General features: G+C 59.0%; 13 protein-coding genes. 8 read left to right on the top strand and 5 right to left on the bottom strand.

The features are described 5' to 3' along the window. Positions 1–62: 62 nt before the first annotated feature. A complete protein-coding gene (locus IEX24_RS14410) occupies positions 63–1,556 on the bottom strand; it encodes an aldehyde dehydrogenase family protein (RefSeq protein ID WP_188679349.1) in 1,494 nt (497 codons plus the stop codon). A 341-nt stretch (positions 1,557–1,897) separates the two neighbouring features. Between IEX24_RS14410 and IEX24_RS14405 the strand changes: the two genes are divergently transcribed. From IEX24_RS14405 to IEX24_RS14395, 3 genes are read left to right on the top strand one after another with little or no spacing between them, the layout of a single operon-like run. After that, positions 1,898–3,388: an APC family permease gene (locus tag IEX24_RS14405; protein WP_188679347.1), complete on the top strand. Its 1,491-nt coding sequence runs from the start codon at positions 1,898–1,900 to the stop codon at positions 3,386–3,388. Positions 3,389–3,432: 44 nt separating this feature from the next. Continuing rightward, positions 3,433–5,406, top strand: coding sequence for a primary-amine oxidase (locus tag IEX24_RS14400; RefSeq protein WP_188679345.1), 1,974 nt, complete (start codon positions 3,433–3,435; stop codon positions 5,404–5,406). 35 nt (positions 5,407–5,441) lie between these two features. Further along, positions 5,442–5,948 carry a hypothetical protein gene (locus IEX24_RS14395; protein WP_188679343.1) on the top strand — a complete coding sequence of 169 codons (507 nt, stop codon included), beginning with the start codon at positions 5,442–5,444 and terminating at the stop codon, positions 5,946–5,948. Positions 5,949–5,990: 42 nt separating this feature from the next. Here the strand turns inward: IEX24_RS14395 and IEX24_RS20065 are convergent, their stop codons facing one another. Continuing rightward, positions 5,991–6,362 (bottom strand): ArsR/SmtB family transcription factor, encoded by a 372-nt coding sequence (locus tag IEX24_RS20065; protein WP_372435736.1) that lies wholly within the window; start codon positions 6,360–6,362, stop codon positions 5,991–5,993. 261 nt (positions 6,363–6,623) lie between these two features. On the opposite strand from IEX24_RS20065, the gene IEX24_RS14385 reads away from it, so the two are divergent. The 5 genes from IEX24_RS14385 (at position 6,624) to IEX24_RS14365 (ending at position 11,509) form a co-directional block, all read left to right on the top strand. Further along, entirely contained in the window at positions 6,624–7,652 is a 1,029-nt protein-coding gene (locus tag IEX24_RS14385; RefSeq protein ID WP_188679339.1) for an NAD(P)-dependent alcohol dehydrogenase, read from the top strand. Between the two features lie 46 nt (positions 7,653–7,698). Continuing rightward, on the top strand, positions 7,699–8,229 hold the full coding sequence (locus IEX24_RS14380; protein WP_188679337.1) for a YbhB/YbcL family Raf kinase inhibitor-like protein: 531 nt from the start codon (positions 7,699–7,701) through the stop codon (positions 8,227–8,229). A 92-nt stretch (positions 8,230–8,321) separates the two neighbouring features. Continuing rightward, complete coding sequence (locus IEX24_RS14375; RefSeq protein ID WP_188679335.1) at positions 8,322–9,098, top strand: electron transfer flavoprotein subunit beta/FixA family protein; 777 nt, start codon at positions 8,322–8,324, stop codon at positions 9,096–9,098. Positions 9,099–9,107: 9 nt separating this feature from the next. Next, entirely contained in the window at positions 9,108–10,097 is a 990-nt protein-coding gene (locus IEX24_RS14370) for an electron transfer flavoprotein subunit alpha/FixB family protein (RefSeq protein ID WP_188679333.1), read from the top strand. Positions 10,098–10,534: 437 nt separating this feature from the next. Continuing rightward, a complete protein-coding gene (locus IEX24_RS14365; protein ID WP_229715355.1) occupies positions 10,535–11,509 on the top strand; it encodes a cytochrome b/b6 domain-containing protein in 975 nt (324 codons plus the stop codon). Positions 11,510–11,824: 315 nt separating this feature from the next. Here the strand turns inward: IEX24_RS14365 and IEX24_RS14360 are convergent, their stop codons facing one another. Genes IEX24_RS14360 through IEX24_RS14350 form a run of 3 tightly spaced genes read right to left on the bottom strand, consistent with a single transcriptional unit; the run spans position 11,825 to position 14,179 of the window. Then, entirely contained in the window at positions 11,825–12,148 is a 324-nt protein-coding gene (locus IEX24_RS14360) for a YciI family protein (RefSeq protein WP_188679332.1), read from the bottom strand. Between the two features lie 2 nt (positions 12,149–12,150). Next, the gene (locus tag IEX24_RS14355) at positions 12,151–13,200 is read right to left on the bottom strand and encodes an Ldh family oxidoreductase (protein WP_203586023.1); all 1,050 of its coding nucleotides are present in this window, start codon (positions 13,198–13,200) and stop codon (positions 12,151–12,153) included. Between the two features lie 40 nt (positions 13,201–13,240). Next, on the bottom strand, positions 13,241–14,179 hold the full coding sequence (locus IEX24_RS14350) for a hydroxymethylglutaryl-CoA lyase-like TIM-barrel protein (protein ID WP_188679330.1): 939 nt from the start codon (positions 14,177–14,179) through the stop codon (positions 13,241–13,243). Between the last annotated feature and the right edge of the window lie 19 nt (positions 14,180–14,198).

Raw genomic sequence — 14,198 nt, 5'->3', positions numbered from 1 at the left:
TGCGAGAACTAGTGGTTGCTTGATAGCGGTGCAGAAATACTGCGGCGGAAACCGTTCAGGTGTTAGGAAGTCGCCCCTGTCGCGATCATCACATGCTTTGTTCGAGAGAAATCTTCGAGCGCAAAAATTGACATCTCACGCCCGTGTCCAGACGCACCGAACCCACCCCACGGCATCTCACTCACCCCGTGCAGGTGTCCGTTGACCCACACCGTACCGAAGTCAAGAAGGCTCGAGACCCGCAGAGCGCGACCAAGATTCTCGGTCCAGACGGAGGCTGCGAGACCGTACACGACGCTGTTCGCCAACGCTAGCGCCTCAGCTTCATCAGAAAAGGTCTCGATCGTGACCACAGGCCCAAAGATCTCTTGCGTCGCAATCTCACTCCCGTGAACCACGTCGGTGATAATTGTGGGCGGATAGAAAAAGCCGGCCCCGTCAGGCACCTCACCGCCCAAAACCACAGTCGCACCTGCATCACGCGCCCGATTCACCATCGCTGCCACCGCGTTACGCTGCCGCTCACTGATGAGAGGGCCCATTTCGGAGTTCAACTCATCCGGCGCTCCCACACGGAGGGTCGTGGCAGAGTCGACGAGACGCTGAGTCAGTTCGTCTCGAACAGACTCAGCACAGATGATGCGCGTCGCCGAGCCGCACTCTTGACCGGAATTCCAGAAACCGGCGAACCGTACTCCCGCAGCGACATCATCGAGGACGGCGTCGTCGAAGACGAGAACGGGCGCCTTTCCCCCCAGCTCTAAGTGCGTCGGCTTCAACGTATGAGCTGAGCCCGCGATAACCGCTTGCCCGCTACCAACGCTGCCTGTCAACGAAATCAGATCGACAGCGGTGTGCTCGCTCAGAGCGGCACCCACTTCTCGGCCGGTACCGAGAACAATATTGAGGACCCCCGCAGGGAGCACGTCTTTTATCAGATCCATGAACAGAAGGGTGGTCAGCGGGGTGAGCTCAGAGGGTTTGAGAACGACAGTGTTTCCCATAGCGAGAGCTGGAGCGATCTTCCACGATGCTGTTAACAACGGATAGTTCCATGGAGTTATTGCACCGACAACGCCAACCGGTTCTCGTCGAATCATGGAAAGTTGGCCACCCACATATTCATCTGGCGCGGGAGCCTGCAACGCTCGTGCCGCACCCGCCAGGAATCGAAATGCTTCAGCAGTACCAAGAATCTCGTCGCGAGCCGCATCGAATGGCTTGCCCGTGTTGAGTGACTCCAGCGCGGCGAGTCTTTCAACGTTCGCCTCAACCAGACCCGCGACGGCATTCAAGACGGTTGCACGTTCTGAATACGATTTGGACCGCCAGGCCGGCTGTGCCGTTCTCGCAGCCTCAACAGCACGATCAACATGCGCTTTCGTTCCCTGGGGGATGGTTGCAATCACATCTCCGGACGCAGGATCAATCACCACGATCGCATCTCCGATACCCGACGGGTCGATCTGCCCGTCTATGACATGACCGAGCTGACGTCCGCTCAACTCAACGCGCGCGTCATTCAAGACACTCGTCTGTTCGGTGATAGTGCTCATCAGATACTCCCTGGATTAACGCGTCATCGTCGATTGAGGAAATCGATATTCTTAAAGTTACATCTTCAAATAATAAGTGTCAAATATATTGACTATTGCAGAATCCACCTCTAGTGTCGGGGAAACAGAAATGCGCTGGCTGGCGTAACACCCCGCGCGTCCCAGCCGATCAGTCACCAAACGACGTTGACTTGCGCGTCTGTAGCGAATCACCAGATTTACCCGCGAATAATTCACCAATCAAGTACGACGATTCGGCCTTCGCCGGCTAAAGACCACGGGCGCAGGCATTCGAATTCACATCCAACACGGTTTCCGCCCAATACCTGGAGTGTCTACAAATGAGTGAGCTCGATCACAAAGCACCTGAGGTTCGCACCTCAACGACTTCTGAGGCGGCCAATGATCCATCGGCGGCCACTCAACCACAAACTGCTCTACCACGAAAACTCAATGCCGTTACTTTGGCATTCATCTTCATTGCATTCAACGCCCCGCTTGCTGTGCTGGCGGGCTACCTCCAACCGGCCATTGCCTTCGGAAACGGAATAGGCGCGCCTGTCGCTTTTCTTGCAGCGGGTGCGTTGCTGCTGCTGTTCGAGGTCGGGATCTTGGCCATTAGCCGGCATATGAAGACTCCGGGCGCCTTTTACACCCTGATCGCCCAAGGTTTGGGTAAACCTGCTGCCGTTGCGGGTTCGTTCTTGGCAACCATCGCTTACATCTTTTACGCCGTGAGTGGCTATGTGTTCCTCGGTTTGATCACCGAGACGCTCGTGACCAACGTCTTCGGCTCCTCCCTGCCCTGGCAGGTTTGGGGCCTGATCGGCTTTGCCGTCGTTACGGTGCTCAATCTGCTGCGCGTAGACCTCTCTATTAAGGCTGTTGCTGTCTTCGTCAGCCTAGAGATCATCATTGTCGCCGTTTATGAAGCTTCGGTGATGATCAAGGGCGGCCCAGAAGGGTACTCCCCCTCTTCCTTTCTGCCCTCTGAATTTCTGTCTGCCAACCCCGGTATCGCAGTGCTGTTTGCGCTCAACACAATGATCGGTATCGAAGCGATGGCCGTGTTCAGGGAAGAGGTGAAGAAGCCCGAAAAGACGGTTCCGAGGGCGGCCTACGGTGCGATCATTTTCACCGCCCTGTTCTTCGCTCTCGCCGCGTTCGCTTATATCGTGGCCGTCGGACCCTCGCAGGTCGTTGATGATGCTCGCAATGCCCCCGTCGATTCAGTGATCTCTAGTATTCAGGTCTATCTCGGCGGCTTTGTGGCAACCCTCGTATCGGTTCTGCTCGTGACAAGTCAACTTGCTGCGGCGAACTCTGTGCAAGGCGCGTCCGTCAGATATCTGTACTCGATGGGACGGGATCGAATTCTGCCCTCTGGTCTAGGCCGAGTGCATCGTAAACTTGGGTCTCCCTGGATCGCTGTCTTGGCCAGCATCGGAATCTGCCTAGCCATCTACCTCATTTTGATCGGCTTCAGCAAAGATGTCGTGCTGATCTACGGTGCGTTCGGCGGGTTCGGCACGATCTGCATCCTGCTGTTGTTCCTGGGCACGATAGCGGCGATCATCGCGTTCTTCCGGCGCCGACCAGGCCTGGAGTCGACATGGAAGTCATTGATCGCGCCTGCTCTTGCCGGCATCGGATTCGCTGCGGTTCTCGTGCTCGTGTTGACCAACTTGGATCTCGTCCTCGGAATTCCTAACATCGGACCCATCTGCGCGATAGGCCTGATCGTCATCACCGTCGCGGGCATCGTTCTCGCGCTCTGGCTCCGCAACCACCGACCAGATGTCTACAGCAAAATCGGGCGTCAAGAGTCGTAGGGATTCAGGCCGATCAACGCACTCAAGAAGAGAAGGAACTTTTTATGTCGATCACTCAGCATGAGAGAAGCATTGCGGGCATGGGCGACGTGCAGCCTCATCCACTGGACAATCTCAGTGTCAGCGAACTCGACGCGGTCCGCAAAATCCTTCACGATGGAGAATTTCTGCTCGAGTCGACTCGATTTGTGCACGTGGGGTTAGAGGAGCCGAACAAGAAAGACGTTCTGGCTTTCAGCCCCGGCGATGCCGTAAGACGGTGGGCCAGAGCGATCCTCATCGATCTGGCTACCGGCGAGTCGCAAGACATCGTGGTGGACATTGTCGCAGCCAGCGTGGTCTCGGTTCGATCAATCGCACCAGAGGATGGTCAGGTTGCGATTCTCGACGAAGAATTCGAGTTGATCGGGCCTATTATTCAAGCCGACCCCGGGTTTCAGGAGGCGATCGCTCGGCGCGGTATCGACCCCGCTCAGGTTGTCTCCATTCCGCTCTCTGCTGGACACTATGGTTTCGACGATGAGTTGAACCATCGCGTCGCCCGGTCTTTGTTCTTCATGCAGGACCATCCGACAGACGCGTGCTGGGCCCATCCTGTCGATGGGCTCTGCGCCTACGTAGATATGACCGAAGGGCGTGTCATCAAGCTCGTCGACTTTCTGGATTTGCCGGTGCCGAAAGAATCAGGCAACTATGACGACCCTGCGTTCCGTGGGCCAGAGCGTAAGAGCCTGAAGCCACTCGAGATCAGTCAGCCAGATGGGCCGTCGTATCAGGTCGACGGCGAGGTCGTCACCTGGCAGAACTGGAAATTCCGGGTCGGGTTCGATGCGCGAGAGGGACTGATATTGCGCCAGCTCTCTTTCCACGACAAGGGTGAAGATCGGCCGATCATCTATCGGGCATCGATCGCCGAAATGGTGGTGCCGTACGCTGATCCGAGCCCGGTGCGGTTTTGGCAGAACTACTTCGACACCGGCGAGTACATGTTCGCCCGATACACCAACAGCCTCGAACTCGGCTGCGACTGCGTCGGTGAGATCACGTACTTCGATGGCGTGATCATGGATGAGCAGGGCCACCCGAAGACGATCAAGAATGCCATCTGCATGCACGAAGAGGATTACGGCATTCTCTGGAAACATTCTGACTTCGTGACCGGATCGAACGAGACCCGCCGGCAACGCCGGCTCGTGATCTCATTCTTCACCACCGTGGGCAACTATGATTACGGTTTTTTCTGGTACCTCTATCTAGACGGCACTATCGAGTGCGAAGCAAAACTTACCGGCATACTGTTCACCTCGTCATATCGGGGAAAAGACTATCCATACGCCAACGAGGTCGCGCCGGGCCTTGGGGCCCCTTACCATCAGCACCTCTTCTCGGCACGTCTAGACATGACCGTCGACGGGACGAACAATACCGTTCAAGAAGTTGAAGTTAAACGAGTTCCGGCTGGGCCCGGCAATGAACACGGCAACGCGTTCACGAACAAGGCCACGCCGATCACAAACGAGTCTGAAGGAGGTCGGCTCGCCAATGCCAGCCTCGCTCGAACGTGGCACATCACGAACCCCAACTCTCTGAACCGATTCGGTGACCCGGTCTCTTACGTTCTCTATCCGGAACAGAACCCGGTGCTGCTGGCCGACGAATCAGCAACGGTCACGACGCGTGCCCAATTCACGACCAAACAGCTGTGGATCACGCAATACGACCCGAAGGAACGTTACTCAGCAGGAGATTTTCCCAATCAACACCTCGGTGGCGGCGGAATACCGGAATATCAGAAGGCAGGCCGCTCGCTCGAGAACGAAGACATCGTCTTGTGGCACACCTTCGGACCCACCCACTTTCCCCGACCCGAGGACTGGCCAGTCATGCCTGTGGACTACGCAAAATTCACCCTGAAGCCGCATGGTTTCTTTGACCGAAATCCGACCCTCGACGTTCCGGCAGATGTTTCGCACCAACACCATGCTGACGGTGGAACAGACGGGCATACGTGCCACTGACCAGCATCGCTGCAGCCATTCTCACAATCGCGGGCATGGCTGCAGCCGTCGGCGGACGCAACGGTTCACGAATTCAGGCAGGGGTAAGCCTGATAACTGGCGCGGTGATGCTCGCTGTACTCACACTGCCGAGTTTTCCCGCAAGCGTAGGCTGCGGAGCGCTGTTAGCAGTGATCAGCGTCAGTATGATCACCTTGGTGGTCGCTCGAATACGCTCTAATCGGGCCTCAAATGCACGGCAGAAATCCGTCACTATTCTTGTGCTCGTCGATGTGTGGTTCATGGCTCTTGCCTTGCTTCTCATGCCAGCTCATCGAATGGACACTCCCGCCACCACAGCCTCCAGCCCCGCAGCTAGTTCACTTCACATGCCGCACGAAATGCTCGCCAGCAACATAATCGGCACACTAGTGCTCGTTGACTGGGCTCTGTGTGCAGCGGTACTGATCGTGCCTGCCATTCACAAAAAAAGAGCCCACACCATCCCTCACGCGACCTGCACGCTCTGCATGATTCTGGCGATGACTGTCATGTCTGCATAAACAGCCTGCGCAAGCGCCGCATTCTGCAACAACGCAGAATGACTAGAGAGTCGAAATGTAAGTCAACAGCGCCTCGATCGCGTCACTGATACCGTCACTGTCGAGACTCCAGTAGGTGATTGGACCAGAACCGCGCGGATGCGTCGCATGCCGATCTGACAAAAACCCTGATTGACGCAGAACCTCGAGATGTCGCGAGAGACCATTTCGGCTAAGACCGACGTCCTCCATCAGCGCACTCGTAGGGCTTTCACCGCGACGAGAAATAGCACGGAGTATCTCAACGCGTGCGTTTGATACACCGAGAGCGGTGAATGCCCGACCGGTGTCATCGACACTCGACGCTTCCCAAGCCTCAATTGTCTGCTTCGCCAACTCGCTAGACCTCCAGCAACCTGGCGAACGCTTGAACACAGAGCGACGAACCCAAGACGACAGAAAATCCGCCAGCCCAGATGTCGACCAACGCTGAAGAGTCTCCGAGAGATTTTGCACATAGCGCAGCACCGATGACGCAAAACGCTGCTGAGAACAACAACATTCTTACGAGGCTGGGGCGGTCAGGACTAGGGGTCATCGTGTAGATTGACGTTAGATTAGTTTAACTTGCGTGTCAATAGATTTGTACTCTATTATTTATTAACAGATAATTACAGAACAGGGAAAAGAGTCGATGTGAAGGCCGTAAGACTGCACGAATACGAGCGTCCGCCCACCGTTGACGAGGTTGCCGAACCACGGATCACGAGACCGTGGGACGTGATCGTCGACATCGGTGCCGCGGGCTTATGTCGAACCGACTTGCACATCATCGAGGGCCAGTGGTCTGGAATCCAGAACCCACAGTTGCCGTACACGCTCGGGCACGAAAATGCCGGGTGGGTTCGCGAGGTGGGATCTGCGGTCAGCAACGTATCTCCGGGCGATGCCGTCATCATGCACCCGCTTACGAGCTGTGGCCTGTGCCCGGCTTGCCGAATCGGCGAAGACTCCCACTGCGAGAACGCAACATTTCCGGGTGTGAATGTCGACGGCGGAATGGCGCAGCAGCTTCTCACGAACGCTCGAGCAGTCGTCAAGCTCGGCCCGGGATTAGAACCGCGAAACGTTGCCGCTTTGGCAGATGCAGGTCTCACCGCATACCATGCCGTGCGCAAGGCAGCGTCTGCACTATACCCAGGTACCCACACCGTTGTTGTTGGTGCCGGTGGTCTGGGTCACATCGGCATTCAGAGCCTGCTCGCAATCACCTCGGCTGAGGTCACAGTCGTCGATCAGTCTGAGGCGGCCCTCGAACTAGCGATAGAACTCGGCGCTCACCACACTGTGCATGCGACAAGCGATGAGTTCGTGCAACGGCGGGTATTAGACATCACTTCGGGGGGAGCACACGTTCTCTTCGACTTCGTCGGAGAGAACGGTGCGGAACTTCTCGCGCCGAAGTTGTTGCGTACGCGGGGATCGCATTACGTGATCGGATACGGCGGCACCGTCAATGTGCCGACAATTGACATCATTTCTCGCGAAATCAACATTGTGGGAAACCTGGTTGGAACCTACAACGACCTCGTTGAACTGATGACCCTCACCAGCCAAAGCCGCATGGTCTTGCACACGGCCGAGTATCCCCTCGATGCCGCCCTCGACGCGATCGCAGACTTACAGCTGGGCCGCATTCGCGGGCGCGGCATTCTCATTCCCTGACCTGAACCGAAAAAAACGAAAACCGAAACAATGAGCAAGGAAGCACATGTCAAAATCACCGTATGACCAGATCGCGTCAGTACCTGAGTTCGAGGTCACCAGCACCGATGTCGCAGATGGCGAAGAACTCGCTCTCGCCCACGTCAGCGGCATCTTCGGTGCCGGCGGATCGGACACATCTCCGAATCTCTCTTGGTCGGGTTTCCCATCAGCCACGAAGAGCTTCGTGGTGACTGTCTACGATCCGACGGCTCCAACAGGGAGCGGGTTCTGGCACTGGGCGGTCGCGAACATCCCGAGTTCTGTCACCGAGCTGGGAACAGGGGTGGGGAGCGGGCTGAGCGACGATCTGCCAGCAGGTGCTCTTCAGCTGGCCAACGATGCCGGGCTGAAGCGCTTCCTGGGCGCTGCCCCTCCCGCTGGAAGCGGCAAACACAACTACTTCATAGCCGTGCACGCGGTAGATGTTGATGAGCTCGAAATCAGCGTCGACGCAACTCCTGCTTTTCTCGGTTTCAATCTCGCGTCGCATACTTTGGCGCGAGCAGTCATCACTCCGTGGTGGGAATCCAAATAACAGCTTCGGTCAGATGTGCGTCTATCGCCTCTGTGCCTGAACAACGAGCGCTGGCGCGCAGTGAGTATCATCGCTCCTGAGAGAAGAGACCAATGAAGATCATCGTCCTCATGAAAGAAGTGCCCGACACCTATGGGGAGAGAAAGCTCGACCCCGAAACAGGAATCGCAGATCGCGCTGCCAGCGACGCGGTGTTAGACGAGATCAATGAGCGTGCTCTAGAATTCGCGCTCGCTCACGCAGACCGCAACCCAGACACCGAAGTGGTCGTGCTGACGATGGCTCCAGATTCTGCAACGGCGTCGCTGCGGAAAGGGTTGGCTATGGGAGCTCATTCTGCGGTTCATATAGCCGATCCCGCCATCGTGGGCGCCGACTATGGGGTGACCGCGGAAGTTCTGTCAGCGGCGATCACGCGCCTCGGGTTCGACCTCGTCATCGCGGGTAACCAGTCAACAGACGGTGCTTCGGGTATTCTGCCCGCGATGATCGCAGAGACACTCGACCTACCGCAGTTGACCAACCTCACGGAGATCAGCCTCGACGACAGTATTGTCAGGGGCACTCGAGCAACCGATGAGGGAGTGATGACGGTTTCAGCAGCACTCCCTGCAGTGATCTCGGTCACTGAGGCCCTTGCGGAAGCCCGATTCCCGTCTTTCAAAGGGATTCTGGCGGCCAAGAAAAAACCGTACGAGATGATTTCACTCTCAGATCTCAACATCACAATCGATGATCTATCCGTGCCGCGCTCCATATTGATTGCGGTAGCGGAAAAGCCTCCGAGGCAAGCCGGCGTGAAAGTAGACGACCAAGGTGATGCGGGCCAACTGATCGCGGAATTTCTCATCTCCAACCTTCTGGCGTAGGGATCCATCATGACCGATTTTGCTTCAGACTCGATTCTCGTGCTCGTCACGGTGACGAACGACGGTCAGTTGGCCACAAGCGCTGCTGGCCTACTGGCCGCTGCGACCTCGGTGGGCACTCCCATTGCGTTGGTCGTGGCGACTCCAGAGCAGGCGGTCGGAGCCGCCGCGGAGGCCGCTCGGTTAGGCGCAACCACGGTCATCGTTGTGGAGGACGCTCGCGTCTCGTCGGTGCTCAGCGTGCCGATTGTCGACGCGCTGTGCCTCGCGTGGGATCTCATGAACCCAGACGCGGTGCTGATCGCAAACTCAATCGAGGGTCGCGATGTGGCCGGACGTGTTGCGGCACGCCGTAGATCTTCATTGGCGGCGGACGCCGTCGGCGTTTCTCGCGACGATGAGGGCGTTTTAGTTCATCACTCGGTGTATGGCGGGAGCTATGACATCTTGTCTGCAACTTCGACAGGTTCGATCGTCGTAACGGTCCGCATGGGGGCTATTACTGCACACGCGGAGCCCCAGCCACTCGTCATTGAACGACTAAGGCATGCCCCTTCCAACAAATCTGCCGCAACGATCGAATCGTTCACACCAGCACCCGCACAGTCATCGCGACCTGAGCTTCGCGGCGCGGCAACGGTGGTCTCTGGAGGGCGCGGCCTGGGCTCGTTGGCCAACTTCGCTCTCGTCGAACAACTTGCCGACTCCCTCGGGGCAGCAATAGGCGCCTCTCGCGCAGCAGTAGACGCCGGATACGTTCAGCAGTCGTGTCAGGTCGGACAAACGGGAGTTTCGGTTTCGCCACAGCTTTACATCGCCCTAGGCATCTCAGGTGCAATCCAGCATCGGGCGGGCATGCAAACAGCCAAGACCATCGTGGCAATCAATAAAGACGCTGATGCACCTATTTTCGACATCGCCGACTTCGGCGTCGTCGGCGATGTTTTCACGGTGGTACCCCAACTGATCGAAGCACTCGAAGCGAAAAAGAAGCAGTAGTGCCACCACCCGTCTCCGACCCAAACCCTCCGCGCCGACAAGGCCTGCCCCGCGTATCGGGCGGCGAGCCGCTGCCTCCGCGGGCGCCGGACGACACCGGAGCGAGTGCCTCCGTGCAGACGCCTGGGTCGCTTGTGCCAGATGCTGCTACCGCGGCAGTGCCAGCGGCTTCGCCGGTCGAGACGGCTGCCGCGGTGGGTTCTCGAGCGCCGAGGCCGGCGGGCTCAACGGCGGTCGGCGAAGGCGCGAAGCCCGCCGGGCGTCAGGGGCTTCCCAGGCGAGCCGATGACGGCATTGTGGTCACTGCAGTCGACACTACGTCGACGACTTCGGCTGTGCCCACGTCGGCGACGACTGTTCCAGCGGCGGCGCCGGGTGGGACGAGCACAATTCGGGAATCAAGAGTGGCGCCACCGGGCGCTGCACCCGCACCCACGGTGACGATCACCCGCCCGTCGGCCTCCCGCACTTCGGCCGCGAAGGAGGTCGCAGGCCCGTTGACCGCCTTCTCGCGCTGGATTCCCTCGTCACGGCCGGCTCAGTTCATCCTCGCCGCAGGTGCGCTGCTCGTGATTGCCGCAGTCGTGGTACTCGCTGCTCGAGGCCTCACAACCTACGCCCCGATACAAGATTTTCTTCAGACGTACCCAGGATCGTACGCGCTTCCCGACTTCGCACCCGTTGGCATTCCGACCTGGATCGGCTGGCAACACTTCTTCAGCGCCTTCTTGATGGTGTTGATCATCCGTTCGGGCTGGCAGGTGCGGACCGAACGCAGACCGGCCGCGTTCTGGGCATCACGATGGGCCAAAGGCACACCGCGCAAGATCAGCCTCACACTCTGGTTTCACCAGTCGCTCGACATTCTCTGGCTGGTCAACGGCGTAATCTTCGTCGTGTTGCTGTTCGTCACCGCCCAGTGGGTCAGAATCGTACCTACGAGCTGGTCCGTGTTCCCGAACGCCATATCGGCGCTGCTGCAATACCTCACGCTGCAGTGGCCCACCGAAGACGGCTGGGTGAACTACAACAGCCTTCAACAGCTTTCGTATTTCATCACTGTGTTCGTCGCCGCCCCGCTTGCAGTGGTCACCGGGGTTCGCATGTCAGCCATCTGGCCGAAGAACGCCAAACGGCTGAGCGCGGCGTACCCCATCGAAGTTGCGCGGGCGATCCATTTTCCGGTCATGCTCTATTTCGTCTTCTTCATCGTGGTTCACGTCGCACTGGTGTTCGCCACAGGTGCCCTCCGCAACCTGAACCACATGTATGGCGGGTCGGACGAGGTGAACTGGTGGGGCTTCGCCATCTTCTTCGTCTCCCTCGCCGTCATGGTAGGCGTGTGGTTCGCCGCACGGCCAGTCATTCTTGCGCCGATCGCCTCGCTCTTCGGCAACGTCAGCAGCCGATGAGCTGTAGACGCGATGACCTGTCGTCGATCGGAGCATTACGGGATCGCTTGCGGAGAGCCGCGATCTCTTCAAAGTGGGTTTTTCACAATTCTGGTGTTGGTGTGAACTCCCTAGCTCGATGATTCCTGCCGACCGCGCGCCTGAGCCGCGAGAGGGCTATCTGGTCGACCCTCGCGGAGCCTCGGGAGGGTGAGGTAGCGTGCCGCTCGGTTCTGTACATCGGCGGGCACGCCCCGGTCGGAACTCGAGCAAGTATTAGATTCGGCCCACGTGCAATAGAACGCACGCGGGCCGCGCCCTTCAGATGTGACTGTCTCAGCCGCGCAGGGTGAGCCGTTCGTCCACCCTGGTCGACTCGGCGTTGAAGGCGCCGAAGATGGGATCCCACTCTTCGAGAACGAGATCGGTGATCATGCCGTGAATGTCGTAGGGGTCGGCAGCGATGATGCCCTCGGCTTCTTCGCGATTCTCGGCAGAGATGATGAGAACGGCCCGCTTCTGCGGGGTGCCGACGAGTGGCCCTGATGCGCGGAGCTTGCCTTGCGCGATGAGTTGCAGCAGGTATTGCACATGCTCGTCGAGGTGCTCGGCCCAGCCGGCCTCATCGGGGTGGGTGAAGAGTGCGACGTAGAGTGACATGGTTACCTTTCGTTGATGAGTCGGTTGATCGTGTCTTGCGGGTTTTCTGATTTCGCCTCGACCGCGGCGCCCTGCGAAATGCGCTGAAGCTCTACGTAGACCGGGTCGAGAATGTTCAGGGTTCCTTCTGCCTGGCGACGTGATCGTTCGGCGATCGAACGATCGAAAGGCACCCGCACGGGCGTCTGTGCATCTACCGGGCGGGTCGAACGAATGGACTCGGCATACTCGGCGACACGAGCCTGAAAGTCGTCGGCCGAGCCGAACAGTTCAGGGTCGACGGCGAGTACGAAAAAGCCGCAATCAGAGATTCCGACCGGTGCAGCGGCTGCCCCGGTCATCATACCGAGCAGCTGCACGACAAGCGCCAGGCCAGAGCCCTTGTGACCGCCCCATACGGTGAACGCGCCGCTGAGGGCCGCTTGAGGGTTCACCGTGGGTTCGCCCTCTCGGTCGTAACCGAGCCCTTCGGCGATGGGCTGGCCGAGCCGCATCGCCACCAAGATCTCGCCGAGCATGACGCTCGCAGTACCGACATCCCAGATGATCGGCCCCGTCGTCGAGGGAAAGCCGAAGGCGATGGGGTTCGTGCCGAACCTGGCCTCTGTTCCACCGTGCGGCGCCACGATGTGCGCCCCGCTGCCGGCGATGATGCCCATGAAGCCAGCAGCCGTGATGCGCTCGAGGTAGTACGAGAACATACCCGTGTACCAGGTGTTATTCGCCCCGACGACCGCGATGCCCATGGTTCGAGCCTTCTCGATCGCCGCGTCGGTCGCGCGATCGGCCACCAGATAGCCCACCTGATCGCCACCATCGAACTGGGCCGACACGAACGTTTCTCTGGTCAGCGCGATGGGTGACGGCGGAGTCGGGGTGCTGGTGATGCGTTCGATGATCGACAAGGCACGGGCGACGCCGCCGAAGGCAAGCCCGCGAAGTTCGCAGTCGATGAGATGATCGGCGATGATGCGCGCTTCGGCTTCGGTATGGCCCACCGACTCCATGCTCTGTTCGACAAGCCGTTGTGCTTCAGTGATGGTGAGAATCATGATGACGCTTTCTTTCTTCGCGAAGTCGACGATGGGCTGATCAACGCGACCAGCTGAACTCGGGAACGACCGGTGCCTTGTCGTTGTGAGCTTGCGGCACTGCGCCGACATGCCGCACAAACCCCTTTTCATGCCCACCGAGCACCGTGTCGAGCCAGTTCGCGGCGTCGATCAGCGCGGGCAGGTCAATGCCGGTATCGAAGCCCATCAGCTCAAGCGCTTGCACGGCATCTTCGGTGCAGACCCCGCCGACGCGAGCAGCGGGTGACGCAGGATGCCCGCCCGAACCCGCAAGCGACGTGTCGATGTTACGCACTCCCGCCCGCGCCAACTCGACCACGTCGGCGACACCCATGCCGCGTGTGTCGTGCACCTGCACCGTCAGCGAATCGAGCCTGCTCGAGGGCGCCACGAAGGCGACGGTCTCGGTGATCTGGCGGGGGCTGGCATACCCGAACGAGTCGGCGAGAATCCAATCGTCGACACCGATCTCGCCCAGGCGTTTGAGAACCGGGGCGAGTGCGCGTGGGTTCTTACCGAGCCCCACGGGCCCGCCCCACGCTCCGATGAGGTAACTGCCGAGTTGTGTTCTGGAGCCCTCAGCAATGTGCTGCAGTTGCTCCAGCACCGCCAACGATTTCTCGATCGACCGCCCGGTGTTGCCGCTCGAAAAGCCTTCGTCGACCGAGAGCAGAAACCACGCGGCATCCGCCCCGGCCTCGATCGCTTGAGTGAGACCGGTGGCATTCGCTACGCAGCACTCGAGCGACACGCCTGGTCGCCGCTGGATGCCGGCGAACACCTCAGCGGCATCGGCCAGCCCGGGAACCAGGTCTGGCCTGACGAACGATGACACCTCGACCGCGGTGACGCCGCTGGCTATCAGCCGCTCGACCAACTCGATCTTCTGTGCCGTCGTACCCGGTTGGGCCTGAAAAGCGAGACGGGGTGAAATGTCGCGAATGCGAAGGCTGTTCATCGCTGGTGCCTTTCGGTTC

It is taken from the genome of Subtercola lobariae, assembly GCF_014640255.1.
Taxonomy (GTDB): Bacteria; Actinomycetota; Actinomycetes; order Actinomycetales; family Microbacteriaceae; genus Subtercola; species Subtercola lobariae.
The sequence above is the reverse complement of the archived record's forward strand: the minus strand, read 5'-3'. Positions and strand labels throughout refer to the sequence as shown.

Bases quoted from the DNA above. Each gene is read 5' to 3' on its own strand.
- IEX24_RS14395 (WP_188679343.1), top strand. From the start codon at position 5,442: ATGGCTGCAGCCGTCGGCGGACGCAACGGTTCACGAATTCAGGCAGGG.
- IEX24_RS14350 (WP_188679330.1), bottom strand. From the start codon at position 14,179: ATGAACAGCCTTCGCATTCGCGACATTTCACCCCGTCTCGCTTTTCAG.
- IEX24_RS14380 (WP_188679337.1), top strand. From the start codon at position 7,699: ATGTCAAAATCACCGTATGACCAGATCGCGTCAGTACCTGAGTTCGAG.
- IEX24_RS14360 (WP_188679332.1), bottom strand. From the start codon at position 12,148: ATGTCACTCTACGTCGCACTCTTCACCCACCCCGATGAGGCCGGCTGG.
- IEX24_RS14410 (WP_188679349.1), bottom strand. From the start codon at position 1,556: ATGAGCACTATCACCGAACAGACGAGTGTCTTGAATGACGCGCGCGTT.
- IEX24_RS14355 (WP_203586023.1), bottom strand. From the start codon at position 13,200: ATGATTCTCACCATCACTGAAGCACAACGGCTTGTCGAACAGAGCATG.
- IEX24_RS14400 (WP_188679345.1), top strand. From the start codon at position 3,433: ATGTCGATCACTCAGCATGAGAGAAGCATTGCGGGCATGGGCGACGTG.
- IEX24_RS14405 (WP_188679347.1), top strand. From the start codon at position 1,898: ATGAGTGAGCTCGATCACAAAGCACCTGAGGTTCGCACCTCAACGACT.
- IEX24_RS14375 (WP_188679335.1), top strand. From the start codon at position 8,322: ATGAAGATCATCGTCCTCATGAAAGAAGTGCCCGACACCTATGGGGAG.
- IEX24_RS14370 (WP_188679333.1), top strand. From the start codon at position 9,108: ATGACCGATTTTGCTTCAGACTCGATTCTCGTGCTCGTCACGGTGACG.